General features: G+C 34.2%; 30 protein-coding genes. 20 read left to right on the top strand and 10 right to left on the bottom strand.

Annotation, left to right across the window (positions count from 1 at the left end; translation table 11 throughout):
* The first annotated feature begins 41 nt into the window (after positions 1-41).
* Genes P8J93_02555 through P8J93_02595 form a run of 9 tightly spaced genes read left to right on the top strand, consistent with a single transcriptional unit; the run spans position 42 to position 8,320 of the window.
* Positions 42-1,259 (top strand): hypothetical protein, encoded by a 1,218-nt coding sequence (locus tag P8J93_02555; protein MDG2060682.1) that lies wholly within the window; start codon positions 42-44, stop codon positions 1,257-1,259.
* Positions 1,260-1,319: 60 nt separating this feature from the next.
* Positions 1,320-2,333, top strand: coding sequence for an N-acetylneuraminate synthase (gene neuB, locus P8J93_02560; protein MDG2060683.1), 1,014 nt, complete (start codon positions 1,320-1,322; stop codon positions 2,331-2,333).
* 52 nt (positions 2,334-2,385) lie between these two features.
* Complete coding sequence (locus P8J93_02565; protein MDG2060684.1) at positions 2,386-3,534, top strand: LegC family aminotransferase; 1,149 nt, start codon at positions 2,386-2,388, stop codon at positions 3,532-3,534.
* On the top strand, positions 3,531-4,535 hold the full coding sequence (locus P8J93_02570) for a Gfo/Idh/MocA family oxidoreductase (protein ID MDG2060685.1): 1,005 nt from the start codon (positions 3,531-3,533) through the stop codon (positions 4,533-4,535). The genes P8J93_02565 and P8J93_02570 overlap by 4 nt, the downstream gene beginning before the upstream one ends.
* Positions 4,535-5,218, top strand: coding sequence for an acylneuraminate cytidylyltransferase family protein (locus P8J93_02575; protein MDG2060686.1), 684 nt, complete (start codon positions 4,535-4,537; stop codon positions 5,216-5,218). The genes P8J93_02570 and P8J93_02575 overlap by 1 nt, the downstream gene beginning before the upstream one ends.
* Positions 5,208-5,981, top strand: coding sequence for an oxidoreductase (locus P8J93_02580; protein ID MDG2060687.1), 774 nt, complete (start codon positions 5,208-5,210; stop codon positions 5,979-5,981). The genes P8J93_02575 and P8J93_02580 overlap by 11 nt, the downstream gene beginning before the upstream one ends.
* A gap of 55 nt (positions 5,982-6,036) precedes the next feature.
* Complete coding sequence (locus P8J93_02585) at positions 6,037-6,705, top strand: putative 2OG-Fe(II) oxygenase (GenBank protein MDG2060688.1); 669 nt, start codon at positions 6,037-6,039, stop codon at positions 6,703-6,705.
* Positions 6,706-7,290 (top strand): hypothetical protein, encoded by a 585-nt coding sequence (locus tag P8J93_02590; GenBank protein ID MDG2060689.1) that lies wholly within the window; start codon positions 6,706-6,708, stop codon positions 7,288-7,290.
* Positions 7,291-7,300: 10 nt separating this feature from the next.
* Positions 7,301-8,320, top strand: coding sequence for an NADP-dependent oxidoreductase (locus P8J93_02595; protein ID MDG2060690.1), 1,020 nt, complete (start codon positions 7,301-7,303; stop codon positions 8,318-8,320).
* Here the strand turns inward: P8J93_02595 and P8J93_02600 are convergent, their stop codons facing one another.
* Entirely contained in the window at positions 8,321-8,734 is a 414-nt protein-coding gene (locus P8J93_02600; GenBank protein ID MDG2060691.1) for a MazG nucleotide pyrophosphohydrolase domain-containing protein, read from the bottom strand.
* Between the two features lie 123 nt (positions 8,735-8,857).
* Between P8J93_02600 and uvrD the strand changes: the two genes are divergently transcribed.
* Genes uvrD through lipA form a run of 4 tightly spaced genes read left to right on the top strand, consistent with a single transcriptional unit; the run spans position 8,858 to position 13,725 of the window.
* Complete coding sequence (gene uvrD, locus P8J93_02605) at positions 8,858-11,032, top strand: DNA helicase II (protein MDG2060692.1); 2,175 nt, start codon at positions 8,858-8,860, stop codon at positions 11,030-11,032.
* 25 nt (positions 11,033-11,057) lie between these two features.
* Positions 11,058-12,152 (top strand): TRAP transporter substrate-binding protein, encoded by a 1,095-nt coding sequence (locus P8J93_02610; protein ID MDG2060693.1) that lies wholly within the window; start codon positions 11,058-11,060, stop codon positions 12,150-12,152.
* The gene (gene lipB, locus P8J93_02615; protein MDG2060694.1) at positions 12,149-12,766 is read left to right on the top strand and encodes a lipoyl(octanoyl) transferase LipB; all 618 of its coding nucleotides are present in this window, start codon (positions 12,149-12,151) and stop codon (positions 12,764-12,766) included. The genes P8J93_02610 and lipB overlap by 4 nt, the downstream gene beginning before the upstream one ends.
* Positions 12,763-13,725 carry a lipoyl synthase gene (gene lipA / locus P8J93_02620; protein ID MDG2060695.1) on the top strand — a complete coding sequence of 321 codons (963 nt, stop codon included), beginning with the start codon at positions 12,763-12,765 and terminating at the stop codon, positions 13,723-13,725. The genes lipB and lipA overlap by 4 nt, the downstream gene beginning before the upstream one ends.
* A 4-nt stretch (positions 13,726-13,729) precedes the next feature.
* On the opposite strand, the gene P8J93_02625 is transcribed toward lipA, so the two are convergent.
* Together P8J93_02625 and P8J93_02630 are read right to left on the bottom strand one after the other, a co-directional pair.
* Positions 13,730-15,103: a TRAP transporter large permease subunit gene (locus P8J93_02625; protein ID MDG2060696.1), complete on the bottom strand. Its 1,374-nt coding sequence runs from the start codon at positions 15,101-15,103 to the stop codon at positions 13,730-13,732.
* On the bottom strand, positions 15,096-15,593 hold the full coding sequence (locus P8J93_02630) for a TRAP transporter small permease subunit (GenBank protein MDG2060697.1): 498 nt from the start codon (positions 15,591-15,593) through the stop codon (positions 15,096-15,098). Before P8J93_02630 ends, P8J93_02625 begins: the two co-directional genes overlap by 8 nt.
* A 47-nt stretch (positions 15,594-15,640) precedes the next feature.
* On the opposite strand from P8J93_02630, the gene P8J93_02635 reads away from it, so the two are divergent.
* Both P8J93_02635 and yaaA read left to right on the top strand, forming a co-directional pair.
* Positions 15,641-16,843: an acyl-CoA dehydrogenase family protein gene (locus P8J93_02635; GenBank protein ID MDG2060698.1), complete on the top strand. Its 1,203-nt coding sequence runs from the start codon at positions 15,641-15,643 to the stop codon at positions 16,841-16,843.
* A 2-nt stretch (positions 16,844-16,845) separates the two neighbouring features.
* Entirely contained in the window at positions 16,846-17,622 is a 777-nt protein-coding gene (yaaA, locus tag P8J93_02640) for a peroxide stress protein YaaA (GenBank protein MDG2060699.1), read from the top strand.
* On the opposite strand, the gene P8J93_02645 is transcribed toward yaaA, so the two are convergent.
* Together P8J93_02645 and P8J93_02650 are read right to left on the bottom strand one after the other, a co-directional pair.
* On the bottom strand, positions 17,619-18,470 hold the full coding sequence (locus P8J93_02645) for a crotonase/enoyl-CoA hydratase family protein (protein ID MDG2060700.1): 852 nt from the start codon (positions 18,468-18,470) through the stop codon (positions 17,619-17,621). The two genes, yaaA and P8J93_02645, sit on opposite strands and share 4 nt — an antisense overlap.
* Positions 18,471-18,484: 14 nt before the next feature.
* The gene (locus P8J93_02650) at positions 18,485-18,661 is read right to left on the bottom strand and encodes a hypothetical protein (protein MDG2060701.1); all 177 of its coding nucleotides are present in this window, start codon (positions 18,659-18,661) and stop codon (positions 18,485-18,487) included.
* A 50-nt stretch (positions 18,662-18,711) separates the two neighbouring features.
* On the opposite strand from P8J93_02650, the gene cysQ reads away from it, so the two are divergent.
* From cysQ to trmB, 5 genes are all read left to right on the top strand, one after another.
* Positions 18,712-19,512 carry a 3'(2'),5'-bisphosphate nucleotidase CysQ gene (cysQ, locus tag P8J93_02655; protein MDG2060702.1) on the top strand — a complete coding sequence of 267 codons (801 nt, stop codon included), beginning with the start codon at positions 18,712-18,714 and terminating at the stop codon, positions 19,510-19,512.
* Positions 19,513-19,595: 83 nt separating this feature from the next.
* On the top strand, positions 19,596-20,480 hold the full coding sequence (rpoH, locus tag P8J93_02660) for an RNA polymerase sigma factor RpoH (protein MDG2060703.1): 885 nt from the start codon (positions 19,596-19,598) through the stop codon (positions 20,478-20,480).
* Between the two features lie 39 nt (positions 20,481-20,519).
* Positions 20,520-20,720 carry a sulfur carrier protein ThiS gene (gene thiS, locus P8J93_02665; GenBank protein ID MDG2060704.1) on the top strand — a complete coding sequence of 67 codons (201 nt, stop codon included), beginning with the start codon at positions 20,520-20,522 and terminating at the stop codon, positions 20,718-20,720.
* Positions 20,720-21,496 carry a thiazole synthase gene (locus P8J93_02670; GenBank protein ID MDG2060705.1) on the top strand — a complete coding sequence of 259 codons (777 nt, stop codon included), beginning with the start codon at positions 20,720-20,722 and terminating at the stop codon, positions 21,494-21,496. The genes thiS and P8J93_02670 overlap by 1 nt, the downstream gene beginning before the upstream one ends.
* A 7-nt stretch (positions 21,497-21,503) precedes the next feature.
* A complete protein-coding gene (trmB, locus tag P8J93_02675) occupies positions 21,504-22,166 on the top strand; it encodes a tRNA (guanosine(46)-N7)-methyltransferase TrmB (protein MDG2060706.1) in 663 nt (220 codons plus the stop codon).
* On the opposite strand, the gene rdgB is transcribed toward trmB, so the two are convergent.
* The 5 genes from rdgB to proC all read right to left on the bottom strand — a co-directional run bounded on the left by rdgB (position 22,163) and on the right by proC (position 25,973).
* The gene (gene rdgB, locus P8J93_02680; GenBank protein ID MDG2060707.1) at positions 22,163-22,750 is read right to left on the bottom strand and encodes an RdgB/HAM1 family non-canonical purine NTP pyrophosphatase; all 588 of its coding nucleotides are present in this window, start codon (positions 22,748-22,750) and stop codon (positions 22,163-22,165) included. The genes trmB and rdgB overlap by 4 nt on opposite strands.
* Positions 22,751-22,757: 7 nt before the next feature.
* Entirely contained in the window at positions 22,758-23,345 is a 588-nt protein-coding gene (gene metW, locus P8J93_02685) for a methionine biosynthesis protein MetW (GenBank protein ID MDG2060708.1), read from the bottom strand.
* Position 23,346: 1 nt separating this feature from the next.
* Positions 23,347-24,450: a homoserine O-acetyltransferase gene (locus P8J93_02690; GenBank protein ID MDG2060709.1), complete on the bottom strand. Its 1,104-nt coding sequence runs from the start codon at positions 24,448-24,450 to the stop codon at positions 23,347-23,349.
* A 137-nt stretch (positions 24,451-24,587) separates the two neighbouring features.
* On the bottom strand, positions 24,588-25,163 hold the full coding sequence (locus tag P8J93_02695) for a YggT family protein (protein MDG2060710.1): 576 nt from the start codon (positions 25,161-25,163) through the stop codon (positions 24,588-24,590).
* 3 nt (positions 25,164-25,166) lie between these two features.
* Positions 25,167-25,973, bottom strand: a complete 807-nt coding sequence (proC, locus tag P8J93_02700; protein MDG2060711.1) for a pyrroline-5-carboxylate reductase — start codon at positions 25,971-25,973, stop codon at positions 25,167-25,169.
* Positions 25,974-25,975 lie beyond the last annotated feature (2 nt).

A 25,975-nucleotide genomic window follows, 5' to 3' on the forward strand; every position in this document is an offset into this window, starting at 1 on the left:
ATTTGGTTTAAGCTACACTCAATATTTTCAGTGGTTTTATTATGATTCAGGAAATAAGTATTCTCTCTAAAAACATTAATACTTCAAATAAATGGTTATTGATTGGGGTCAAAGAAAGGGAGATTCTTAATGAAAATAATTTTAAAAATCAAGACAATAAAAATAAAATTAAATTTTTCTTTCTCATATTTTTAAGCTTCTTAAATATTTTAGTTACTTTTTTTATACATAAATGGTCCGGTTTGAAAGGGGGATTTGAATCTCTTCCCGAACATTTGGTAGTGAAATCTGACAGAAGTTATAGGCATCATAATTATTTAAGGCATATAAATAAAAATAAAGTTTATCCCTATAGAATTTTTGAAGTTTTTAATCGAAAGAGTTATGCAAAGCTAAAGAAGTTAAAATTTTCTAAAATTCTATTTCATTTTATAAAGCAATATCAGTTAATAAATAAGTTTTGTGAGGAATATAGAGGACTTAGGATTAGTAAACTGGTTAAAGAAAATGCCTTATTAAATTTAGCTCCTTACTCCTTCTTTTTAGCTTTATTTGAAGAGATAAAGCTAGATACCCCTAAGATAAATATTTTTCATAGCGGCTCTCATTTATTGGCTCTGGCAGCAAATAATTCGGGAATTTCATCTACTCATTTAACACACGGCCTTGTTATCAACAATTTGTATTCTAGTTATGCTGACGATGATCACATTTATGTTTATTCAAAGGAGGAGGCAAATTTTTTTGAAGAGTTTTGGCCAAATGCAAAAGTTTCAATATATCCAATGCGAAAAGTGGAAACAAAGTTAAAAAAAATAATAGGCTTCTTACAATATGAGTCTACCTTCGATGATGTCAAAAAAAAAGACCTGTTGGATTTATTAAATTTCTTTAATGGGATGTCTTATCAAGTCCTTGTAAAGCCTCACCCTGCTACTGATATTGAATCTATTAAAGCCTTAAAAGCTTTATCAAATGATTTAAATATATTAGAACATGATGAAATTTCTACAAATGAATTGCTGGTCGAGCAATCTCCAATGTTTACTTTTGGTTGGTCATCTACCGCACTATGTGAATCATTAAGAAGTGGAATAATCCCTATTAATTTATCTCCTGAAGATGATGAGCATATGTTTATGCCTTATCCTTTTTCTAAAAGGGCTTTATCTTGGGCAAAAGACAAAGAATTAATTAAAGGTATAGTTGAAAATAAAGTAGATTACCTAGGCGCTCTTGCTCATTTAATAGATCAATAATTTAGGTATTAAAAATTACAAATTTTGTTTTCTGTCTAGAAATTTAAGTACACTAGGATAATGTTTAACTCAAATAATCAGGTCTATGTCATAGCAGAGGCAGGGGTAAATCATAATGGTGACTTAATAAGAGCATTAGAAATGATATCAATAGCCAAAGATGCGGGTGCAGATGCAATAAAATTTCAAACAGCAGTACCAGAAGATGTGGTTACTAGATCCGCTTCTAAAGCAGAGTATCAAAAAAATCCAAATGATAATGGGCAGACTCAATTAGATATGATAAAAGAAATACACCTCCCTTTATCTGATTATAAGACACTGAAACATGAATGCGACGCATGCGGTATAGAGTTTATGTCTTCGGCATTTGATCTCAAAAGTCTTAAATACTTAAGAGATTTAGGTCAGAATTTTTTTAAGGTTCCGTCTGGTGAAATAAATAATTACCCATATTTATACGCTGTCGGCAAAATCTCTAAACCGGTCATTTTATCAACTGGTATGTCTACTTTAGTGGAGGTAAATCAGGGAATAGATGTTCTGTTGGAGGCGGGGCTCACAAAAGAATTTATCACATTGTTACATTGCAATACAGAATATCCAACCCCTATTGAAGATGTTAATTTAAATGCTATGTTAACTTTAAGGGATGAATTCAATCTTTCAGTGGGTTATTCAGATCATACTCTTGGACAGGAAGTATCTATTGCAGCAGTTGCGATGGGCGCAAAGGTTATCGAAAAGCATTTCACCTTAGATAAGGAGCTACCTGGACCTGATCATCGAGCTAGTTTGGGGCCGAATGAATTATCTAACTTTGTAATAGCTATAAGAAATATAGAAAAATCCTTAGGATCTTTTGTTAAAAAGCCTTCACCTAGTGAATTTAAGAACATTGAAATTGTCAGGAGATCAATAGTGGCAAAAGAATCTATTAAAAAAGGAGATTTGTTTACAGAAGACAATGTGACAACTAAGAGGCCAGCACTTGGAATTTCTCCTATGAAATGGAAGGAGATACTAGGAACTAAAGCTTCAAAAGATTATCATCTGGATGACTTAATAGAATAAAGATATGCTGACTAAAATTAAAGACATTCAATCTAGATCTTAGACTTTTAAAATGATTGAAGAATTCAATACTCTGGTAAGAGATTTATATAAAACCTCAGATGTTATTTCTTTGCATGAACCATGCTTCATTGGCAAAGAAAAAGAATATTTATCTGAAGTTATAAGTTCTACTTTTGTTTCCAGCGTTGGAAAATCAATAGGAGAATTTGAAAAGAAAATTGCAAGTTATATGGGCTTAGATCATGCTGTAGCAACTTCAAATGGAACTTCAGCTCTACACTTGTCTCTATTAGTATCAGGAGTTAGTCAGAATACTGAAGTAATAACTCAGTCTTTAACTTTTGTAGCGACATGTAATGCTATAGATTATTGTGGAGCAAGCCCAGTTTTTGTTGACATAGATAAAGAAACTTTGTCTATGTCGCCATTAAGTTTATTAGAATTTTTGGATAAATATGCAGAAGTCAGAGATGACGGCTCATGTTGGAATAAAACATCAGGAAAAGAGATAACGGCTTGCTTGCCTATGCACTCATATGGCTTTCCAGCCGCCATTGAAGAAATAAACCTTATTTGTTCTAGATTCAACATTCCTTTAGTTGAAGATTGTGCAGAATCTTTGGGAAGTTTTTATCACAAAAAACATACTGGCTCTGAGTCACTTTTATGTGCTCTCAGTTTTAATGGCAATAAAATAATTACTACAGGTGGTGGAGGCATGGTGTTAACAAACAACCTTGATTTATCAAATAAAGTAAGACACCTCTCTACAGTAGCAAAGATAGAGCACCCTTGGGAATTCAATCACGATAAGGTGGGTTTTAATTATAGGATGCCAAATTTAAATGCAGCTCTTGGACTGGCACAAATTGAATCCTTAGATAAATTTTTGGTTAGTAAAAAATCTTTAGCTAGCTGTTACTATGATTGGGGAAAAGAAAGAGGAATGGTTTTTCATAGAGGGCAACAAGATACTTCACCAAATTACTGGCTAAATTGTTTAATCACTGAAAATCTTGAATCAAGAGACAAGTTTATTAGAGAAACAAATAAAAATAATATAAGAACTAGGCCTTCATGGAATCCTGCCCATTCTTTACCCCCTTATCAAGATTGCCAAAGAGATAGACTAGAAAATACATCTTGGGCTTTTGAAAGACTTGTGAATGTTCCTAGTTCTCCAATTTTAGATCTATGAGTAGAGTAGACAATTTTCTTATAATAGGCAGTGGAAGTATGGCCCGTCGTCATTCTCAAAATTTGAGGCTATTGTTTCCTAAAAGCAAAATAGGTAATTTACCCGGTTCGTCTTCCAACTCAAATATAGAAAACTCCTTGGTAGACGAATTATTTCAAAGTCCAGAAGAGGCAAGGAAATTTAACCCTAAATTTGTGGTAGTTGCATCATCGGCTAATTTACATTTAACTAATGCGGCAGAGTTTTTGCAACATGATATACCAACATTAATAGAGAAGCCCTTATGTAAAGACCTGGAGGAATTTAAAAAATTTAAAAGGCTTTTATTCAGTAAAAAAAACCTTTTAGATTTTGGCTATTGCTTAAGATACCAAGAGGGAGCCTTAAAATTTAAGGAAATAATTACTTCCAGAATTCTGGGGAAGGAATATTCTATCATTGTAAACGTAGGGCAATATTTACCTGAGTGGCGACCGGGGCTAGATTATAAAAAAAGTGTTTCAGCAAATAAGAGTTTGGGTGGTGGTGTTTTATTAGAGCTCAGCCATGAATTAGATTATTTAAATTGGATATTCGGCATTCCAGATTCAGTATTTTGTAATATTTTGAGTATAGGGAATTTAGATATAGATGTTGAAGATAATATTGATGCAATATTAATGAAATCAAGAGGTTGTAATATTAATCTCCATATGGACTTTTTACAAAAACCACCTACTAGGTTTTGCAAAGTTATAGGTGAAAATGGAGTTTTAATATGGAACCTCTTAGAAAATTCAATTTCTTTAGAAAATAAAAATGAGAAAAAAACATTATTTGAAGAGCCAGATTTGGATCGTAATAAAATGTTTTTAGATATGTTGTCTCGCTTTTCTATTTTAGCGAATGGTGAGTTAAACCCTCTTATTTCTCTTGAAGAAGCTCTAAATGTTATGCATCTTATATCTGGTTTAGAGCTATCTCATCTTCAGAGGTGCGCAATAAATATAAAGAGAATTTAATGACAATGAAAACTTTTGCTTTTATATTTGCCAGAGGCGGCTCTAAAGGTCTTCCGGGCAAGAACTTAAAAAAATTAGGCAATACCCCTTTAATAGGCCATTCAATAAATCTTGCTAAGTCTATAGATCTAGTTGACGAAGTTTTTGTATCCACAGAATCAAAAGAAATAAAAAGCGTCTCAAAAGATTTTGGTGCAGAAATAATAGATAGACCATCATCGCTCGCTTTAGATGAGAGCTCTGAATGGGAGGCTTGGCAACATGCTGTAAAGCATTTAGAGTCTAAGAATAGACATTTTGATTATTTCCTTAGCCTGCCGCCTACTGCACCTCTTAGGCAAGAGTCAGATGTATTGAAGTGTTTTGATTTAATTGCGAGTAATGTAGATGTCGTCATAACAGCTTCACCCTCTCAAAGAAATCCTTACTTTAATATGATTTTTAGAGAAAAAGATGGCACTTCTAAATTAATCTTTGAAACCAATCCAGTTCATAGACGCCAGGATGCTCCAGAAGTGTATGACGTTGCAACGGCAGCATATTTATCAAAACCATCTTTTATTCTTAATAATAATGGAATTTTTGATGGAAAAGTCAAGTCAGTTATAATTCCTAGAGAAAGAGCTGTGGATATTGATGACCAAACTGATTTTTTACTAACTAAAACTCTGTATGAAGAATAACTTAAATTTAAAAGGAAAAACAATCATCCTAGCAGGGGCTTTAGGAAGAATAGGTAAAACCTTATCTAATGATCTTCTTGAACAAGGTGCATCTGTAATAGCTTTAGATATTCAAGAATCTAACCCTAAAGAGCACAAACATCAGGAGCATAAAGATTATGATTATCAAATGGGAGATGTATCAAATGGTGCGTCAGTTGATTCTTTGTTTGATTATGGGGTAAAAAAGTACGGAAAAATAGATGGAGCCATAAATACTTCTTACCCACGTAATGAGAACTTTGGAAGACATTTTTTTGACGTAGAGTATGAAGATTTTTGTGAAAATATCTCTTTACATTTAGGAGGATATTTCTTGTTCATGCAAAAATGCGCTAAATTTTCTGCTTTAAATGATCTGTCCTTTTCTTTGGTTAATTTTTCTTCAGTATATGGTGTAATTGCACCAAAATTTGATATGTATGAAGGAACAGATATGACTGTTGCAGTCGAATATGCAGCCATAAAACCAGCTATTCAACATCTTACAAAATATGTTGCTGCCTATACTAAAGGCTCTAATTTTAGAGTTAATTGTATTTCCCCAGGAGGTATTCTTGATGGTCAAGATCCAAAGTTTTTAGAAAGATACAAAAAAAATTCTAGAACGAAAGGCATGTTAGACCCTGAAGATCTTAGTGGAACGGTTTTGTTTTTATGCTCTGATATGTCTAAATCTATTTGCGGTCAAAATATTATTGTTGATGATGGTTTCACTTTATAAATATTAATTTATAGTATTTATTGAGGGCCGCTGACAATTTTTTTAAATAAATAACATGAGTCAATATAAGTACCTTAGCATTCCCGCAATATTTATCTTAGAGGCAGAGATGCCCCAAGAGATGCTTGATGAGATTAATAGTTATTTAGATAAGGCTATTAATTCTGATTTATCTTTAACAAATGCTGACAGATTAATAGGTCAGGGAGAAACGATAGAGCAATTGAGGCTTGACCCTAAAGAAAAAGCGTTTGGAGCCTTTTCTGAAATAGTTTTAACTTTGGGAGTAGAATATATCAAACGATATTCTGAAAACACAAAAGAATACTTCAGAAAAACTAAGAAATTAGAGATAGATTCTCTTTGGTCCGTCCATAGCTATGCAGGAGATTACAACCCCCTCCATGATCATCTAACAAAAACTACGATGGGTATTTCGTTTACGGGCTGGACTAAAATCCCAGAACAAATAGGTTCGCACGGCATCGATATGTATAATGCTTCAGGAGCTAGCGATGGCTTTATTAATTTTACTTGGGGAAGTACTTCTCTTACAGATAAAGAACGTTTAAGGCCCAAAAATAACATTTTACTAGAACCTAAAGAAGGCAAACTACTTTTCTTTCCTTCCTGGGTTCAACATACAGTTTATCCTTTCAGGGGCGAGGGAGAAAGAAGGACTATAGCTGGAAATATAAATTGTTGGGATGTTGAAGACAAATAAATGAACTTTACAGTTAATATAATAATTTTTTATAAGCACTTCTTCTGGAGAGCTATAACCAATATTTTTATAATTTCAATTTTAGTCCTGCTGCCTTTAAAAATTTTTTCCTTGGACCCCTGTCCTGAAGAACCAACAGTAGTTTGGGACAATTGCTCAGGATCTTTCCTATATCAAGGTGGAGAAATGTATTCAGGTGATTGGAAAGACAATTTATTTCATGGAGAAGGAGTATATTTTTACCAAAATGGAGATAGATATATAGGAGAGTTCAAGGAAGATCTTCCAGATGGACAAGGAGCTTATTCATACCAAAATGGGGATATCTATTCTGGCGGATGGCAAAAAGGAAAAAGACATGGCAAGGGAGTTTACGCACACAAAGTAGGTGAGTGGGAAAATGACCTTTATATAGGTAATTTTGTAGAAGACAAGAAGCAAGGTTATGGGAAATATACTTACGCAGACGGTACAAGTTATGAGGGTTTATTTTTTGAAGATTTAAGGCATGGCTTAGGTCGCTATATCTATCCAGATGGAACTTATTTGGATTTAAATTGTGTAAAGGATAACTGTTCGGAGTAAGGAGATAACTATGAGTACTTTAGAAAAAAAGAATAGGTTTTGGGTAATGAAAGATAGGCCATCTGGGCATAACTTTTCAGATGTATTAGAGCTTTTAGAAGAGTCTAACTTGGAAGTTCCTGTTGGGTGTTTTGCAACTAAGAATTTGTATATATCTATGGATGCTGGCACGCGTATGTACATGACAGACAGAGAAGACTCATATCAGCCCCCAATACCTATTGGAGAAAAGTTGATGGGAACTGTTCTTAGTGAGGTTATTGAAAGCAATCATCCTGATTTCATAGTTGGAGAAAAACTTAGGTCTTATGGTCAATGGGCAGATTTTTCAGTTGTAGATCCTAGTGCCATGTATCCAAGTAAAGTGGATGATTCTAAGATTGATATAGTAAATTATGTAGGCATCTTCGGGGCAAATGGATGGACAGCCTATACCGGGGTAATAGATACAGGCAGAGTTAAAGCAGGAGATACTTTTGTTGTGTCTGCAGCTGCGGGATGTACTGGCTTAATGGCAGGACAAATAGCAAAAATCTCTGGGTGCAAAGTAATTGGAATTGCTGGATCTGATGACAAATGCAATTTGATTATTGATGAATATGGCTTTGATGGAGCTATCAATTACAAAAAAGAAGATATTTCGGCAGAACTCAAATCATTGTGCCCTGAAGGCGTGAATGTTTATTTTGATAACGTAGCTGGATCCACTTTAGACGCTGTATTAGAGAATATGGCAAATTTTGGAGTTATAGCAGTTTGTGGTCTTATGGAAAATTATGGCTCAACAGAGAGGTTGCCGGGGCCTTATAACTATGATCTTATATTAATGAAAAGGTTAAGGTTTGAGGGATTCTTTTCTCCTGATTTTTATCATCGAGAATCAGAAATTAATCCCATTCTAGAAAGATGGAACGACCAAGGCCTTTTAAAGTTACCTATCGAGATTACTGAAGGATTAGAGAATTTAGTTGAGGCTTATTCAAAACTTTTTCAGGGAACTAATATTGGAAAAGTTGCACTTAAAGTTTAATTAGAGATCCCCTTCAGCTCTTATTTCACTTTGGTCAATAGTAAATTGCTTGCCATATCTAGCTTCTAATTTCTTTTGGTTCTCTGAGATTACTTCAACCGGGTCAAGTCCAAGAGACATACAAGCTGTAACCCAGTACCACATTATGTCTCCAAGCTCTCTTTTCATATGAAATATATTATCTTCATCAGCTGGCTTTCCTTGTAGAATCATTTTTTTAACTATTTCTACAAACTCTCCCCCTTCACTTCCTAGGCCCAAGGCGCCGGTTAATAGCCTAGGCACATCTATCGGAGAATTTTCTTGTATCCTATCTAGTGATTTTTTTAGAGCTTCGATATTTAAGCTTGGATCGCTAGTTACTTTAGTTACAAAATCACAATAAGTTGAAAAGAATTCTTTTGCTTCTGTCATATTGGTTATCCTTTTTTAAATATAATAACTTAAGATTATTATATTCTCATTTTATTTTATTTATTTAAAAAAAGAAGATGAAGTTGTTAGGCTAATTATATTTATCTTCTATAAAATAGACTTATGGACGTATCAAAAATTTTTGAAAATCTAAATGAAGCCCAAAGAAAAGCAGTTTCATCTGAGAATGCTTCTTTATTAGTTCTTGCAGGGGCAGGGTCAGGCAAGACAAGAGTCATAGCCCACAGAGTAGCATGGTTGGTGGAAATTCTAGAAATAAATCCACAGTCAATTCTAACCGTAACTTTTACCAATAAAGCTGCAAGAGAAATGAGAGATAGAATTGAGAACATAGTGGAAGCGCAGTTAGGAAATTTTTGGTGTGGCACTTTTCATGGAATCTCACATAGGCTGTTAAGGAGACATTGGGAAGAGTCTGGGTTAAGAAAAGATTTTTCTATCTTGGATAGCGAAGATCAGCTAAGGGTCATTAAAAGAGTATGTAAATCAATGTCGATAGATGAAGATAAGTGGCCGCCAAGACAAGCCCAGTGGTATATAAATAAACAAAAAGATGAAGCGAGGAGGCCATCAGAAATAGACTCTGATAAGGATTACTTTAATGAGCAGATGACAAAAATATATACACAATATGAAGAAGTTTGTCACCGAGAAAGTCTAGTTGATTTTGGTGAATTATTATTTAGGACTTTAACTCTTTTAAAATCTAATCCAGATATTCTTTCCCATTATCAAAGACATTTTAATCATATTCTTGTAGACGAATTTCAGGATACTAATGAAATACAATATCAATTTTTAAAGTTACTTAAAGGACCAGATGGGAATATAACGGCTGTAGGAGATGATGATCAATCTGTTTATGGTTGGAGAGGGGCAAAGAGTGAAAATTTAATGAGGTTTTCCAAGGAATTCTTAGGTTCAGAAACTATAAAGTTAGAACAAAACTATAGATCCTCTCAAGTTATTTTAGATGCTGCTAACACTGTGATTAGGAATAATCCATCCCGTATGGGCAAGGAGCTCTGGACAGAGGCAAAAGAGGGAGAGGCTATATCAGTTTATAGAGCCTTTAATGAGGAGGATGAAGCAAAATATGTAGTTTCTTCAATAAAATCTTGGTTAGCTCAAGGAGGAAGTTTAGATGAAGCTGCTATTTTATATAGATCTAATGCCCAGTCGAGAGTTCTGGAAGCTGCAATCTTGAGAGAAGACTTGCCTTACAGGATATACGGAGGCGTTCGTTTTTATGAGAGAGCTGAAATAAAAAATGCCATGGCTTATCTTAGATTGGCTTCAGGTAACGAAGATGATGCAGCTTTTGAAAGGGTTATAAATATTCCAACTAGGGGAATAGGTAAAAAAACATTAGAGTTAATAAGGCTGGAAGCAAAGAATAGTAATTTATCTTTATGGAAATCTTCTGAAAATTTGGTTGATACAAATAGCCTTTCACCTAAAGCCCTTCAATCAGTTCAAGGTTTTTTATCTATCGTAAAGAATCTGAGGCTAGAAATAAAAGACTTAAATCTAAGGAATTTAGTGGATCATGTGGTCCAAATGAGCGGCCTTATAGAGTTTCATAAAAAGGAACCGGGAGAGAAAGGGAGAACAAGAGTAGATAATCTAGAAGAGCTTGTATCAGCTGCAGGAGAATTTGAAATGATACCTATAGAAGAAGATGAAGAAGAATCTAGCCCTGTAAGGAAATTTATAGATCATGCTGCCTTAGATGCAGGAGAGACGCAAGCCTTAGAGCATGAGTCAGCAATCCAATTAATGACCCTTCATTCTTCAAAGGGCTTGGAGTTTCCATTAGTATTTATTACAGGATTTGAAGAAGGTCTTTTTCCACATCAAAGATCTATAGAAGAAGCTGGGCAATTAGAAGAAGAGAGGAGACTCTGTTATGTAGGAATCACTAGATCTATGAAGAAGCTCCATTTCATTCATGCTGAGACTCGAAATTTATATGGTTCTGAAACATATAATCCTCCTTCACGCTTCTTGGAAGAAATACCCAAGGAGCTTATCAATGAGATAAGAGCAGCAAGAGAAAAACGTACATATCAGAAAAAGAATTCACCAGTAAATTCAGGACAAGTACCAGAGACAGATTTCTCTTTGGGGCAAAGAGTGAAACATACAAAATTTGGTGAAGGCGTAATTTTAAATTATGAAGGTCAGGGAGCAAATGCTAGGGTTGAAGTTAAATTTGGAAAAAGTTCTAGTAAATGGCTTATGGTAGAGTTTGCTAACTTATCTCCTGTATACTAGTTAATCAATCCCTTAAAATATAAATATGAAAAAAAATATTGTTTTATCTTTAGCTTTTTTATTATTAGTTAACTGTGGTCAGGGAAAAGAATCAAATACCGATACCCTTAACTCTAATTCTTCTGAAGTATACAAATGGAATATGGTGACAACTTGGCCAAAGAATTTTCCAGGACTGGGAATGGCTGCAGAGAACCTATCTAAATATGTTGAAGAAATGAGTAATGGCCGCTTATTAATTAAAGTTTATGGAGCTGGAGAGTTAGTACCTCCAATGGGAGTTTTTGATGCTGTATCTCAAGGAAATGTTGAATTAGGCCATGGAGCTTCTTATTACTGGACTGGAAAAGTAAAATCTTCTCAATTCTTTACCGCAGTTCCTTTTGGCTTAACCGCCCAAGAAATGAATGGATGGTTGCATCATGGGGGAGGTTTAGAATTATGGGAAGAAGCTTATAGCCCTTTCAATATTATTCCTTTAGCTGGAGGAAATACAGGTGTTCAAATGGCTGGATGGTTTAATAAAGAAATAAATTCTATCGAAGACATAAAAGGTATAAAAATGAGGATACCAGGACTAGCAGGAGAAGTATTTACTAGATTGGGAGCTGAGACTGTTCAACTGGCTGGGAATGAAATTTTTCTTTCTTTACAACAAGGAGTGATAGATGCTGCAGAATGGGTAGGACCCTACAATGATCTAACTTTTGGTTTTCACCAAGTAGCGGATTATTATTATTATCCTGGGTGGCACGAGCCAGGCTCAACTCTTGAGATAATAGTAAATAAAGAGGCTTTAGACTCATTACCTTCAGATCTCAAAGCCATTATGAAATATGCTGCTAGAGCTGTAAACCAAGAGATGTTAGATGAGTACACGGCAAGGAATAACAGCGCTTTAATTGATTTAGTTAATAAGCATGGCGTAAAATTAAGAAAACTTCCAAACGATGTTTTAAGAGAATTAAGAATATTATCAGATCAAGTTATGAAGGAGTTTGTTGCAGACGATCCAATGGCTTCTAAAGTTTATGAATCTTATAGAGACTTTAAAAGAGATGTAATTAATTATCATGCAATCTCAGAAAAAGCTTTCATAGATGCAAGGGCTCTAGATTGAAGAGTATTTCTTTTAAAGAGTTAGGCATTCAAGATTATAAAAAGACTTGGGCATCTATGATCAATTATGTCCTTTCAAGAGCTCAATCAGATATAGATGAGGTTTGGTTCTTGGAACATAAGTCTATTTTTACATTGGGCTTGGGCGCTACTGAGGAAAATATACTTGATCCAGGGAGTATCCCTGTTCTTAGATCAGATAGAGGTGGCCAAGTAACTTATCACGGCCCAGGACAGCTAGTAGTTTATTTCATTATTAATATTAGGAGGTTGGGTTGGGGTCCAAAAACTTTAATAAGTAATTTAGAAAAAATTGTTATTGAAGTTTTATCTGATTTCAATATTCTAGGGACTAGGGAGCCTGGTAAGCCTGGAGTTTATGTAGAGGGAAAAAAAATAGCTTCTATCGGGCTTAAAATTAAAAGAGGTTATAGCTATCACGGTGTCAGCCTAAATGTAGATATGGATTTGGAACCATTTAAACGTATAAATACATGTGGTTATGATTCTTTAGAGGTTACTCAAATGAAAGATCATTGTCATATTTCATTTGATGAAGTTAGAAGTGCCTTTAAACGAAGTATACAAAAAAATTTACCCCTTAAAGCAGCATGAAATATTCTATAGATTTGATACCTTCTAAGACTATCAAGGAAGATGGAACGATTGCTATCAAGAACGGAATAAAACGAAATAAAAATTCTATGATTTCTCCATCCAAAAAACCAAAATGGTTGAGGATAACTACTTCCAATACTCAAGAATTTTTAACCACCAAAAGTGTAGTTCAGGACAATAATTTACATACTGTCTGTGAAGAAGCAATGTGTCCAAATATATCTGAATGTTGGAGTCATGGCACTGCAACCTTTATGTTAATGGGCTCTGTATGCACTAGGGCATGTAAATTTTGTGCCGTTGATACAGGAAATCCTAAAGGAAAATTAGATCCAAAAGAGCCCAAGAATGTAGCTCAGTCAATCAAATTAATGAAACTCAAGTATGCGGTACTAACTTCTGTAAATAGAGATGATTTAGAAGATGGAGGAGCGGAGCATTATGCTAAAACAATTCAAGAAGTTACTAATTCTTGTCCTGAGGTTATCGTAGAAGCACTGGTACCTGATTTTTGTGGAATAGAGTCTTCTATACAAATTCTAGTTAATTCAGGTGTACACGTTTTCGCACAAAATCTAGAAACTGTAGAAAGTCTGACTTATAAGGTAAGGGACCCTAGAGCTGGCTATCGTCAAACTCTTAATGTTTTGTCTTTAGCTAAAAAGATAAAGCCAAATATAATCACAAAAACTAGTTTGATGTTCGGTTTAGGCGAAAGTGATCTAGAGATTGAGAATGCAATGGATGATATATTATCTTCAGGAGTAGACGTTCTGACAATGGGCCAGTACCTCAGGCCTACATTAAATCATCTGCCGGTAGAAAGATGGGTGACACCTTCAGAGTTCAAGAATTATGAAGCTCTTGCTTTTTCAAAAGGATTTGTTGAGATTGCATCAGGTCCTTTAGTTAGATCATCCTATAGAGCAGATAAAATAGCTCATTTAGTAAGATAAAGAATTAAGGCCCGTATACTAGATTAGGAAGAGTTGTTATTAATTCAGGGAAAATGGATAAAATAACTAACAGAAAAATTTGAATTATTATAAATGGAATTACCCCTCTATACATTGCCATCGTTGGTAAATTGTCAGGGGCTACACTTCGAAGATAAAAAAGCGCGAACCCAAAAGGCGGTGTTAAAAAAGAAGTTTGTAGGTTAATAGCTATCATTATGCCGAGCCAAATAGGATCAACCCCCATAGCTAAAAGAACCGGACCTACGATAGGAACAACAACAAATGTGATTTGAATAAAATCTAGAATGAAACCCAAGAGGAAAATCATAATCATGACAACTAATACAGCGCTGAAAACACCTCCAGGCATTTGACTAAAAATATTAGAGACTAAATCATCCCCTCCAAATCCTCTAAAAACCAAAGAGAAAATTGATGAACCTATGAGGATCATAAAAACCATTGCAGTAATCTCGGCCGTAGTTTCTACTGCCGAAGTTAAGTTTTCCTTAGTAAGAGATTTTCTAGTATAAGATAAAATAAGGGCTCCTAGAGCTCCTACTCCAGAAGCTTCCGTAGGAGTGGCTATCCCTAGTAATATTGAACCCAGAACCATAGTTATTAATGCTAAAGGAGGCACTAGTGTTATAAGAATGACCTTCAGCCTACCTTCCTTGATTTTAATTTCATGAGCAGGAGCACTTTCAGGAGAAAAATATGCTTTTAATAGAACATAAAGTGCATACATTAATACTAAAATTCCTCCAGGAATTATTGCTCCCATAAACAAATCGCCTACTGATATAGTTTTTGCCGAAAAGTTTCCTATACTCAATTGAGATTGTTGGTAAGCTGCTGACAAAACGTCACCAAGGATTACAAGTGCTATAGATGGAGGAATGATTTGCCCTAAAGTTCCAGTTGCGCATATTGTTCCTGTGGCTAAACTTTGGTCATAACCTCTTTGGAGCATAATTGGCAGAGAGATTAAACCCATCGCTATTACGGTTGCTCCAACTATGCCTGTACTAGCAGCAATCATAGCTCCTACAATAATTACAGATATTGCTAGGCTCCCCCTAAAGCCACCAAAAAGATTTGCCATATTAGCTAATAAATCCTCTGCTAAATTTGATTTTTCTAGAAGTACACCCATGAATACAAAAAGTGGTACAGCTACAAGAGTAGTATTGGTCATATCTCCAAACATCCTATTTGGAATAGTTCCCAATAAAGATGCATCAAAATTACCAGTAATGATTCCTATAGCCGCAAATATTAAGGCTGTTCCTCCAAGAGAAAAAGCAACAGGAAATCCAGCTAAAAGGACGCAGCAAATAACCATAAACATAAGAAGCGGTATTAATTCAACCATGTTTAAATGTAGTGAAAGATTTAAGAATTTCCGAAATACTTTGTAGCCATAATAAAAAGCTCATAAGTAGTAAAAGGGTTTTCTGTAAATAAACAAAAGGCAAGCCTTCAGGTTCAGGAGAGGTTTCCATAATCTTCCACGAAAATTCTACAAACCCAAAGGAGTAAAAGAAAATAACTAGGCATAAAGGTTGTAATAAAAATATATTACCTAGCATATTAATTATAGACTTATTTTTATCAGACATATCTCTATAGAATATATCTACCCTCACATGGGCATCTCTTTTAAAGGCAAAAGACGCTCCTAGAAGGAAAAGCCCTCCATGAAGATAAAGCACAACATCTTGGAGTAGTACTGAACCAAGACCTAAGGCATATCTCATGATTACAACGACACAAGTAATAAGGACCATAAGCAAAACGAACCAAGAAGCAATTTTTCCAGTTAGCTCAGATACTCTATCTAGATTATTAATTAATTTACCCAAAGGGATTCTCCTTTGTTGTTATGCTCTTTCTTGTCTATAATTTATCTATGGATTTAAAATTTACTAAAGAAGAACTAGACTTTCAAACAGAAGTTCGTTCCTGGATTAAAGAAAACTATTCTACAGGAATGCAGGAAAGATATATAAAAAGTGCAAATGGTCATTTAACAAAAGATGAACATGTTCAGTGGCAAAAGGCTTTGTATAAAAAGGGATGGGCAGGAATTAATTGGCCTAAGGAATTTGGGGGAGCCTCTTTTGGGCCTTCACAAAAATATCTTTTTAATAAAGAGATGGCTGCAGCTCATGCTCCTTCTGTTGTTGCTTTCGGAGAAAAAATGGTAGCCCCGGTGATCATGGCTTTTGGGAATGAACAACAAAAAGAAAAGTATTTACCTAATATTTTATCTTCAGATACATGGTGGTGCCAAGGGTATTCAGAACCAGGTTCTGGATCTGATTTAGCCTCTTTAAATACAAAAGCAGAGGATAAGGGCGATCATTACCTTGTAAATGGAGCTAAAACATGGACTACTATGGCTCAGTATGCGGATATGATTTTTTGCCTTGTTCGAACTTCAAAAGAAGATATTCCTCAAAAAGGGATTTCATTCTTACTCATTGACATGAAGTCTTCTGGAATAGAGATACAACCCATAAATACTTTAGACAATACCCCTATAGGACACCATGAAGTAAACACAGTTTTTTTTGAAAATGTAAAAGTCCCTAAAGAAAATTTAATAGGTGAAGCAGGAAAAGGATGGACTTATGCTAAATATTTATTAGAGTTTGAAAGAGGAAATGGATATTCAGCAGAACTTTTTTCCCAACTACAAAAAATTAAAAAGGTCCTGAAAGGAGATGATGGATCTAAATTTAAAAATATTCACTATCACAAGAAAATAGCTGATCTCGATATCCAAATTTGCGCTATGGAAGCAACAGAGCTAAGAATTTTAGGCAGTTTATCAACAGGAGAGAATGTTGGCCCAGAATCTTCACTGCTTAAAACTAGAGGAACTGAAATAGGCCAAGCACTGACTGAATTGGCTGTGGAAATTGTAGATTACTATGCGCTACCTTTCAATAATCCTGGACCAGATTTAGGTCATAATGAAGATCCTATAGGTTATGAATTTGCTAACACTTCAGCCCCAAGGTATTTTAATTATAGAAAAGCAACTATTTATGCTGGTTCTAATGAAGTTCAGCGGAATATAATGGCCAAATTAGTTTTGGGCTTGTAATTATGATTATAGTGATAGCTCCAGCAAAAACATTAGATTATGAAACTGATCTTCCTACAGAAGATTATACTATCGCTTCTCATCTTTCTAAGACAAAAAAACTTATAAAAGAGCTAAGATTAAAAGATCCTGATAAGTTATCAAGCTTGATGGGTATAAGTGACAAGTTAGCAGTTTTAAATTTTGAAAGGAATATGAACTGGTCCTCTCCAAAGAAGCTATCCAGGAATTCTAGGCAAGCTCTTTTTACCTTTAAAGGAGATGTATATATAGGGCTGGAAGCATATTCTATGTGTGATGAAGGTATTAAATATGCTCAGAAGCATTTGAGAATTTTATCAGGGCTATATGGGCTATTAAAACCCCTAGATTTGATTTCTCCATATAGACTAGAAATGGGAACAAAATTAGAAGTTGGAAATCACAGAAACCTTTACGAGTTTTGGGGCAATGATCTTACTGAATCAATTAATAGAGACTTAGATGATCAGAAAAATACCACGATAGTGAATTTAGCATCTGTAGAATATTTTTCTTCAATAAATAAAGAAAATTTATCAGGAAAAGTTGTAAGCCCTATATTTAAAGATTATAAAAATGGTCAATATAAAATCATTAGCTTTTTTGCTAAAAAGGCTAGAGGCATGATGGCTCGTTTTATAATTGAAAATAAGATAGATGATCTTAATGGATTAAATAATTTTAATGTTGCTGGTTATAAATATAATAGTAAGGAGTCTACAGATTTATTTCCTGTTTTTCTGAGGCGACAGATTTAACCGCTAAACTCCCCATCAAGATACTTTCTTCTAGGAAGTAAGTTTTCAAATTCAGCTTCTTTCTTTTCAGCTTTTGCTTTGAATGCAACTGACATTTCATCATTTATCCCCATTGCCGTATTCCAAAGAGCAACATAATTTAGAGATTCTTCAATAGAGTGATCTCTACTAAAGTTCAACATTTCCTTAGTTGAAGTTATTGCTAAAGGGCCTTTAGAAGCTATTTCTTTAGCTATTAACATCACTTCTTTAATCATTTCTGCTTGCGTATCATAAATTTTATTTACTAGTCCAAATTTCATTGCCTCTTCAGGCATAAATCTTCTACCGGTATATGCCAGTTCCCTGACTACTCCTTCTGGGATTAATCTTGGAAGTCTCTGAAGAGTTCCAACATCAGCAGCCATGCCAATATTAATTTCCTGAATACAGAAAAAAGCATCATTTGTGCAGAATCTCATATCAGTAGCGGTAGCTAGATCTACTCCACCGCCTACACAAGCTCCTTGGATTGCTGCAATTACAGGAATTCTAGCTTTCTCTAAGCAAGAAATACTGTGTTGAAGATCCAGAGTAACTCTGAAACCGGCTTCTTTTCTCATTCCTAAATGAGCTTTTGGTTGTTCAGAACTGCCAACAAAATTAGCTAGGTCCATTCCAGCACAAAAGTGTTTTCCTTGAGCAGAAAGAACAATAACCCTCGCCTTTCCTTCATCTGATATTTTTTCAATTAATGAAGGAAGTTCAGACCAGAAAGCTTTATTCATTGAATTAAACTCATCTGGTCTGCTCATTTGTATATGCGCAATATTATTTTCAATTTCGTATGTAAAACAGGTATAAGTCATTTTTTTCCTTGTTGTTAAGTTTGATTAAGGGATTGTTTGATCTCATTCATTCTATTTTTTAAGTCATCTACTAAATCAAATGCTTTATGATGAGATAGTACAACTTTTCTCTCTCTGCTTAATAAATTAAGACCTTTAATTACCTCTTCTAAATTTTCTTTTGTTTTTTCTTCGTTTATCATTGTGCTCATTCGTCCTTCTTAATAGGATATTATTGTAAAATAATTTATTTAATAAGAATATGGATTTAGAAAAACTAGCTAAAAAAGTTTTGGAGATATCTTCTTCAGCTTCTAAGGCTGTTATGGCTGTATATGATAGTGGAGATATAAACCAAGAGAATAAAGATGATGGTTCTCCTCTTACGGAAGCAGATCTGAATTCAAATAGAATAATATGTGATGGTTTAAAAGGCATCCAATTAGATATACCTATATTATCAGAGGAGCAGTCAGTTGAAGCTGATTTATCAATTAATACTTTTTGGCTTGTGGACCCTTTAGACGGTACAAAGGAGTTTTTAAATAGGAATGGAGAATTTTCAGTAAATATCGCTTTAATATCAAATAATTCACCAGTTTTGGGTATAGTTCAAGCTCCTGCTATCGATGAAGTTTATTTAGGAATGGCTGAAATAGGTGCTTTTAAGATAAAAAGTAAATCTAAAGAAAGAATAAGCTCAATCCCCATGACAAAAGATCTATGTAGGATTGTAGTAAGCAGAAGTCACCAGAGTAGTAAAGACACTAGATTAATAAGGATGGCAGGCAGAAATTTTAAAAAGGTGGAACTACTTAAGGCTGGAAGCTCTTTAAAGCTCTGCAGGGTTGCAGAGGGTTTAGCAGATGTCTATCCTAGACTTGGCCCTACATATCAATGGGATATTGCTGCTGGTCAGGCAGTTTTAGAAGCGGCCGGAGGAGAAGTTAGGGCCTTGAATGGCAACAGGTTAAGTTACATATTTAATCGAGATCAACTTAACCCTGAGTTTCTTGCTTTAGGGAATAAAGGTGAAGATTGGCAGCCACTTCTCATAAAGTAATATATTCAATTTATTTTCTAGAATTCAGCTATAAACTCCTTTTTTGGTAAAATTACCCTTAAATATGTAGAATAGTGAACAAAATGGCTATAGAAAAGATAAAAACAGAGAGCAAATCTAGCAATACAGCATTGCAGCCAATGGATATATCTTTGCCGGGTAAAGATTTACAGGCTTATATTAATTCCGTGCATGGCATTGGTATTCTTACTAAGGAAGAAGAGAAGCAATTGGCAGAGGACTATTATTATAATGGAGATTTAGAGGCAGCGAGAAAACTAGTTTTGGCTCATTTGCGGTTTGTAGTCCATGTGGCCAAGTCATATTCTGGTTATGGATTATCTGAAGCTGATCTAATTCAAGAGGGTAATATCGGTTTAATGAAAGCTGTAAAACGTTTTAATCCAGAGGTAGGAGTTAGGCTAGTTTCTTTTGCGGTTTATTGGATTAAAGCAGAAATTCATGAATATGTTTTAAGAAATTGGAAAATAGTAAAAATAGCTACTACTAAGGCCCAAAGAAAACTATTCTTTAATTTAAGAAGCAAGAGCAAGAAGCTTAACTGGCTCTCTGAAGAAGAAATTGGTGCAATATCAAAAGATTTAGGTGTAACTCCTGAAGAAGTCAGCGAAATGGAAAAAAGATTAAGTGGCTTAGACATTCCTTTCGATCCGTCTAACGATGATAGCGATAATGAAACTTCTTTTGCACCAGCAAATTATCTAGAAGATAGAGATGCTGACCCTTTGGAGATCCTTGAAGAACAAAACCTATCAGAGATAAATAAAGAAAAGCTTCATTATGCACTTAAACAGCTCGATCCTAGAAGTAGAGATATTTTGAATGATAGATGGCTTAACGAAGATAAATTAACGCTTCATGAACTAGCGGATAAGTATAAGATTTCAGCAGAAAGAATTAGACAAATTGAGCAAAGCGCAATGGAAAAAGTGCGAATAAATTTGTAATTCAATTAATTCACAGTTTCCTTAACTAAGAACACTAATATGATCATAAGGGCGAATGGCGAGTCTCTAGAGATTGAAGATAGTTCAACAGTAAAATCCTTATTGAAAAAGTTAGATATTCCAGAGACTAGGATAGCAGTGGAATTAAATAAAGAAGTTATATCTAGATCTAAAATTTTAGAAACGGTTTTACAAGACGGTGATGAAATAGAGATTGTAAAGGCAATAGGAGGAGGGTAATGGATCCTTTAGTGATAGCAGGGAAACAGTATAATTCTAGATTACTTGTAGGAACAGGGAAGTACAAAGATTTTGAAGAAACACTTCAGTCTATAAAAGCAAGTGGAGCAGAAATAGTAACAGTTGCTATTAGAAGAACAAATATAGGTCAAGATATTTCAGAACCTAATATATTAGATTATCTATCACCAGAAAGCTTTACTATCCTTCCCAATACAGCCGGGTGCTATACATGTGAAGATGCTGTAAGAACTTGTAAATTAGCAAGAGAATTATTAGAAGGTCATAATTTAGTAAAGCTCGAAGTGCTCGGTAATGAAAAGACACTATATCCCGATATGCCAGAAACTATAAAAGCAGCAGAGATCTTAGTAAAAGATGGTTTTGATGTAATGGTTTATTGCACTGATGATCCAATACAAGCAAAAAGGCTGGAAGAGATAGGTTGCGTATCAGTTATGCCTTTAGCCTCACCCATAGGCTCAGGCTTAGGAATTATTAATCCTCATAATATAAAAATAATTCTTGAAGATGCAAATGTTCCTATCATTGTAGATGCAGGAGTAGGAACGGCATCTGATGCCACAATAGCAATGGAGTTAGGCTGTGAAGGTGTTCTAATGAATACAGCAATAGCTTTAGCAGATAAGCCTATACTAATGGCAAGCGCCATGAAGAAAGCTATTGAATCTGGAAGAGAGGCATATTTAGCAGGAAGAATGATAAAAAGGCCTTACGCTTCTGCTTCTTCTCCTGTAGACGGAATAATAGACTGATAGGCTATTGGAAAGAAAACTAAAAAGTTTTGTTTTGCATGGCAGAATGACAAGAGCTCAAGGTTATGCCATAAAAAATTATTGGCATATTTTTGGAATATCTAATGAGAATACAAAAGACTTAGATCAAATCTTTGGAAGACGTGCAAAGAAAGTTTTAGATATAGGATTTGGAGCTGGCGAAACTTTAATTGATTTAGCTCAAAATAATCTAGAAAAAGATTTTATAGGAATAGAAGTGCATAAGCCTGGTATAGGCTCTTTAATAAGTAAGATTAATAAATTATCTTTAAAAAATATTAGAGTTGTCCAGCAGGATGCAGATATTTATTTACAAGAATTAAGTAATAAGAATAAGTTTGAAGCCGTAATACTCTTTTATCCTGATCCTTGGCCAAAAAGGAAACATAAAAAAAGGAGGCTTGTAAACGAAGAATTTATTATCAAATTAGAGAGAGTTTTGGAAAATAAAGGGATCTTAATTTGCAAAACAGATTGGAAAGATTACGGCGAGCAAATCTATAATTTATTATCAAGCAATAAAAATTGGATAGAATTATCGTATCCTCAATTGCCTAGTGATTTTAAATTTTTTACCGAGACAAACTTTGAAAAAAAAGCAAAACTTGAAGGAAGAGAATCAAACTTTCTTTTATTCAAGAAAGTTTAAATCCTGAGTTGTTTTAAAAATTTATCAAAAGCAATAGCTCTATGACTTAAAAGATTTTTTTTTGCTTCTGGCATTTCTGCAAAAGTTAAATTTTCTTTAGGGATAAAAAAAATTGGATCATATCCAAATCCTGAATTTCCAGATGGAGATTCAGTTATATAACCTTCTATACTTCCTTCAAATATAGAAGGTTTTTCACCATTTCCTTTGTTATAAGCTATACAGCATGTGAATTTTGCTTTTCTTTTTATTGTATCTATTCCAGATAGTTTATTTAAAAGTTTTTTAATATTATCTTCTGAAGATCCAGATTTAGAGTACCTAGCAGAATAAATACCAGGCGCACCTTTTAAGTATTCTACTTCTAGCCCCGAGTCGTCAGCTAAACTTGGCTTTCCAGTCTTTTCAAATATATGTAAGGTCTTTAAGGCAGCATTTTCTGAAAAAGAATTCCCTGTCTCTTCTGGAAACGGAATGGCTGCGGAGGGAGGCAGTATAAATTGAAGGTCTTCTTTTTTGATTAAATTACTAAACTCTTGAACTTTATGAATATTCTCAGTTGCTAAAATAATTTTTCTTAACATGATCTATTCAGTCTGAAAGTTTATACATGGCATAGTGAGAAAGTAGATTTGGTAATATATTCAGATGAGTTGAAGTTTTATTCGAGGAAGAAATTAATATTCTATCCATGATATTTATATTTAAGGAATTGCAGAGGTCTTCAAAATCTTTCAAAGTACATATGTGTAAATTTTCAGATTCATACCATGAACTAGGATGAGGTCCAGATATAGGCATTCTTCCTTTTAAGAGTAGAGATAATCGGCTACTCCAATGAGCAAAATTAGGAATTGTTACAATGCTATTTTTACCTATTCTTGTAATTTCTTTAAGTGCTTGATCTGGTTTTTTTAGAACATGAATTGTCTCGCTAAGAATTACAGTCTCAAAACTCTTAGTCCCTATATTCTCTAGGCCATCATCAATATCTTGCTGGATAATGTTGAGGCCTTTTTTTAAGCAAGCCTCAATATTTTTATTACCTATTTCTATTCCATAACCTTTTATTGCAAGGGAATTAGATAATTCTTCTAAAAGCTCTCCTTCTCCACAGCCCAGATCTAAAACTGAACTTCTAGGTTCTAACCATTTTGACATTAGCTTTAAGTTATTCATATTAATTAGTTAAAAAAGCATTAATAGCATTTACATATCTTTCTTCTGGAAATAAGAAAGAGTCATGCCCATGAGATGAATTTACCTCTAGATAGCTTACTTCCTTTTTTGAAGCTAGAAGAGCATCTACAATTTCTTTAGACCTTTCAGGTGCAAACCTCCAATCAGTTGTAAAAGATACTACTAGTATTTTTGATTGAATTGGAGAGAGAGTTTTAATTAGATCTCCATCATTCTCGAGTGCTGGATCAAAGTAATCTAGAAGTTTTGTCATTAGAAGGTAAGTATTTGCATCAAAGCGATCTGAAAACACATCCCCTTGATGTCTTAAATAACTTTCGACTTGGAAATCAACCTCAAATCCAAAATTTAATTTTCCTTCTCTTAGCTCTCTGCCAAATTTATTTCTCATAGCCTCATCAGATAGATAGGTTATATGGCCTACCATTCTAGCTAGACCTAGTCCTTTTTTTGGAGATTCATTATTTTCAAGATAGCGGCCTTGATGAAAATCAGGATCAGAAATGATCGCTTGCCTTGCAACTTCATTAAAAGCGATATTCTGAGCACTTAATTTAGGAGCGGCGGCAATTATAGCTGCTTTTTTTATCCTATCTGGATAGGATATACTCCATTGCAATGCTTGCATACCTCCCAAGCTACCTCCTATAACGGCATGCCATTTATCTATCCCTAATAAATCAGCTAATTTTAGTTGAGAATTTACCCAATCTATAACAGTTAAAACAGGGAAATCAGGACCAAAAGGTCTATTTGTAACTGGATTTATAGAAGCAGGACCTGTAGTCCCATGGCAACCGCCCAGGTTATTAGGCGAGACTATGAAAAATTTATTAGTATCTATGGCTTTATCTGGACCAATTAATTCATGCCACCAACCCTGCCTTCCTTCTTCATTTAGTCCAGCGGCATGGTGATTTCCGCTTAAAGCATGGCAAATAAGAATTGCATTATTCCTTTCAGCATTAAGATTTCCATATGTTTCATATACAATTTCATAAGAATCAAGATCTCTTCCGCACTCAAGGTTTATCTTCTCTTCAATAAAAGCTTTTGTAGGTATAACTTTTCCTATTTCCATCATTCTTAATCAATAAAACATAAAAAAACCTGTCAGCTTTCACTCAACAGGTTATGAAGGTTTTAGCTGTATTTTCTTTAGCGCCCGCAATCTTTAACAAATCAGCGCATTGTCATTATAGTCTAAGTTCCTTATCTATGCTAAAAACCCATTAAAACTCCATAGGGAACACCCACTTGAATGGCAAAATTTCTGAATATTGTTTCTAAAAAATTTAAAGCAATAAAAGCTAATATAGGAGAAAAATCGATTCCACCCATAGGAGGTATTAATTTTCTAAAGGGCTGGAAAAGGGGTTCTGATAATTGAAATATTATTCTCACAGCTGGATGACTACTAGATGGTGATATCCAGCTTAGTATTATTCCTGCAAACATTGAATAAAATAGTATTTTAATTATTAAAAGAAAAACAGAAAAGAAGGACCACTCTAATAAATTAAAAAAATTAGCATTTAAGGCTCCAGAGATCACTATCAGGTATAAGCAGAATGACTGAATAATAATTGCACTAAAAAGACTGGCTATATCTATTCCAAAAATAGGCTTTATTGCAGTCCTAATAATCCCAGTAGGAATATCAGTGATTTTAATAATTCCTTGAACTATAGGATTAAAATAGTCAACTTTAAAAAGTCTAAATAAGAAACCAAAAAGAATAGCTAGCGTTAAAACATCACCGAGCGCTTTAATTAGATATATAGTTGCTTCAGACATATTTTAATTCCCCAACTCTTCAGATCTTTTTTTTGCTTCTTTTATGGCTAGCATAATACTTTCCTTGATACCTTCTTTTTCAAATACTTCAAGGGCTTTCTGAGTCACGCCCGCCGGAGAGGTAACCTTTTGTCTTAAGATAGTAGGCGAATCAGCGCTTAATTTTGCAAGTTGAGCAGATCCAATTATCATTTCAGCTATTAAATTTTTCGTTGTATTCTGGTCTAATTCTAATTCTTTGGAAGATTCTAAAAGAGATTCAATTAAATAGAATATATAGGCTGGTCCCGAACCTATTAAAGCGGTATAAAGATCTAAAGAACTTTCTTTTAGCCAGCAAGTAGTTCCGACAGAATTAAAAAGATTTTCAGCTATTTTTTTATCATTTGGGCTAACTTCGCTGTTAAATGAAAGAGCAGATACAGCAAGCTTAATACTAGCAGGAGTATTGGGCATTGCTCTGATAATTCTCTGTTCATTAGTCAGATTAGCCTCTATATCTTTGATTAAAACTCCAGCTACTATAGATATTAGTAAGTGTCTTTCTTTAGAAACTACTTGGCTTATACTTCTTAGAACGTCACTTATATTATGAGGCTTAACTGCTAAGACTACTGTATCGCAAGAATCAAAAATATCTATATTATCGTTAGAAGTTAGAATTTCAAAAGAGTCCCTCATATTTTCTAAATGTTCTGGTTCAGGTGAGCTTGCCATTAGGTTCTTAGGATCATGACCACTATTTATAAGTCCAGATACTAAAGCAGATGCCATATTTCCAGCACCTATGAAACCTATATTACTTTTCATAT

The sequence above is a fragment of the SAR86 cluster bacterium genome, from assembly GCA_029268615.1.
Taxonomy (GTDB): Bacteria; Pseudomonadota; Gammaproteobacteria; order Magnimaribacterales; family Magnimaribacteraceae; genus JAQWNM01.

What these genes read in the sequence shown, in the direction of transcription:
- P8J93_02555 (MDG2060682.1), top strand. Translation starts at nt 42, where the DNA reads ATGATTCAGGAAATAAGTATTCTCTCTAAAAACATTAATACTTCAAAT.
- neuB (MDG2060683.1), top strand. Translation starts at nt 1,320, where the DNA reads ATGTTTAACTCAAATAATCAGGTCTATGTCATAGCAGAGGCAGGGGTA.
- P8J93_02565 (MDG2060684.1), top strand. Translation starts at nt 2,386, where the DNA reads ATGATTGAAGAATTCAATACTCTGGTAAGAGATTTATATAAAACCTCA.
- P8J93_02570 (MDG2060685.1), top strand. Translation starts at nt 3,531, where the DNA reads ATGAGTAGAGTAGACAATTTTCTTATAATAGGCAGTGGAAGTATGGCC.
- P8J93_02575 (MDG2060686.1), top strand. Translation starts at nt 4,535, where the DNA reads ATGACAATGAAAACTTTTGCTTTTATATTTGCCAGAGGCGGCTCTAAA.
- P8J93_02580 (MDG2060687.1), top strand. Translation starts at nt 5,208, where the DNA reads ATGAAGAATAACTTAAATTTAAAAGGAAAAACAATCATCCTAGCAGGG.
- P8J93_02585 (MDG2060688.1), top strand. Translation starts at nt 6,037, where the DNA reads ATGAGTCAATATAAGTACCTTAGCATTCCCGCAATATTTATCTTAGAG.
- P8J93_02590 (MDG2060689.1), top strand. Translation starts at nt 6,706, where the DNA reads ATGAACTTTACAGTTAATATAATAATTTTTTATAAGCACTTCTTCTGG.
- P8J93_02595 (MDG2060690.1), top strand. Translation starts at nt 7,301, where the DNA reads ATGAGTACTTTAGAAAAAAAGAATAGGTTTTGGGTAATGAAAGATAGG.
- P8J93_02600 (MDG2060691.1), bottom strand. Translation starts at nt 8,734, where the DNA reads ATGACAGAAGCAAAAGAATTCTTTTCAACTTATTGTGATTTTGTAACT.
- uvrD (MDG2060692.1), top strand. Translation starts at nt 8,858, where the DNA reads ATGGACGTATCAAAAATTTTTGAAAATCTAAATGAAGCCCAAAGAAAA.
- P8J93_02610 (MDG2060693.1), top strand. Translation starts at nt 11,058, where the DNA reads ATGAAAAAAAATATTGTTTTATCTTTAGCTTTTTTATTATTAGTTAAC.
- lipA (MDG2060695.1), top strand. Translation starts at nt 12,763, where the DNA reads ATGAAATATTCTATAGATTTGATACCTTCTAAGACTATCAAGGAAGAT.
- P8J93_02625 (MDG2060696.1), bottom strand. Translation starts at nt 15,103, where the DNA reads ATGGTTGAATTAATACCGCTTCTTATGTTTATGGTTATTTGCTGCGTC.
- P8J93_02635 (MDG2060698.1), top strand. Translation starts at nt 15,641, where the DNA reads ATGGATTTAAAATTTACTAAAGAAGAACTAGACTTTCAAACAGAAGTT.
- yaaA (MDG2060699.1), top strand. Translation starts at nt 16,846, where the DNA reads ATGATTATAGTGATAGCTCCAGCAAAAACATTAGATTATGAAACTGAT.
- P8J93_02645 (MDG2060700.1), bottom strand. Translation starts at nt 18,470, where the DNA reads ATGACTTATACCTGTTTTACATACGAAATTGAAAATAATATTGCGCAT.
- P8J93_02650 (MDG2060701.1), bottom strand. Translation starts at nt 18,661, where the DNA reads ATGAGCACAATGATAAACGAAGAAAAAACAAAAGAAAATTTAGAAGAG.
- cysQ (MDG2060702.1), top strand. Translation starts at nt 18,712, where the DNA reads ATGGATTTAGAAAAACTAGCTAAAAAAGTTTTGGAGATATCTTCTTCA.
- rpoH (MDG2060703.1), top strand. Translation starts at nt 19,596, where the DNA reads ATGGCTATAGAAAAGATAAAAACAGAGAGCAAATCTAGCAATACAGCA.
- thiS (MDG2060704.1), top strand. Translation starts at nt 20,520, where the DNA reads ATGATCATAAGGGCGAATGGCGAGTCTCTAGAGATTGAAGATAGTTCA.
- P8J93_02670 (MDG2060705.1), top strand. Translation starts at nt 20,720, where the DNA reads ATGGATCCTTTAGTGATAGCAGGGAAACAGTATAATTCTAGATTACTT.
- rdgB (MDG2060707.1), bottom strand. Translation starts at nt 22,750, where the DNA reads ATGTTAAGAAAAATTATTTTAGCAACTGAGAATATTCATAAAGTTCAA.
- metW (MDG2060708.1), bottom strand. Translation starts at nt 23,345, where the DNA reads ATGAATAACTTAAAGCTAATGTCAAAATGGTTAGAACCTAGAAGTTCA.
- P8J93_02690 (MDG2060709.1), bottom strand. Translation starts at nt 24,450, where the DNA reads ATGATGGAAATAGGAAAAGTTATACCTACAAAAGCTTTTATTGAAGAG.
- P8J93_02695 (MDG2060710.1), bottom strand. Translation starts at nt 25,163, where the DNA reads ATGTCTGAAGCAACTATATATCTAATTAAAGCGCTCGGTGATGTTTTA.
- proC (MDG2060711.1), bottom strand. Translation starts at nt 25,973, where the DNA reads ATGAAAAGTAATATAGGTTTCATAGGTGCTGGAAATATGGCATCTGCT.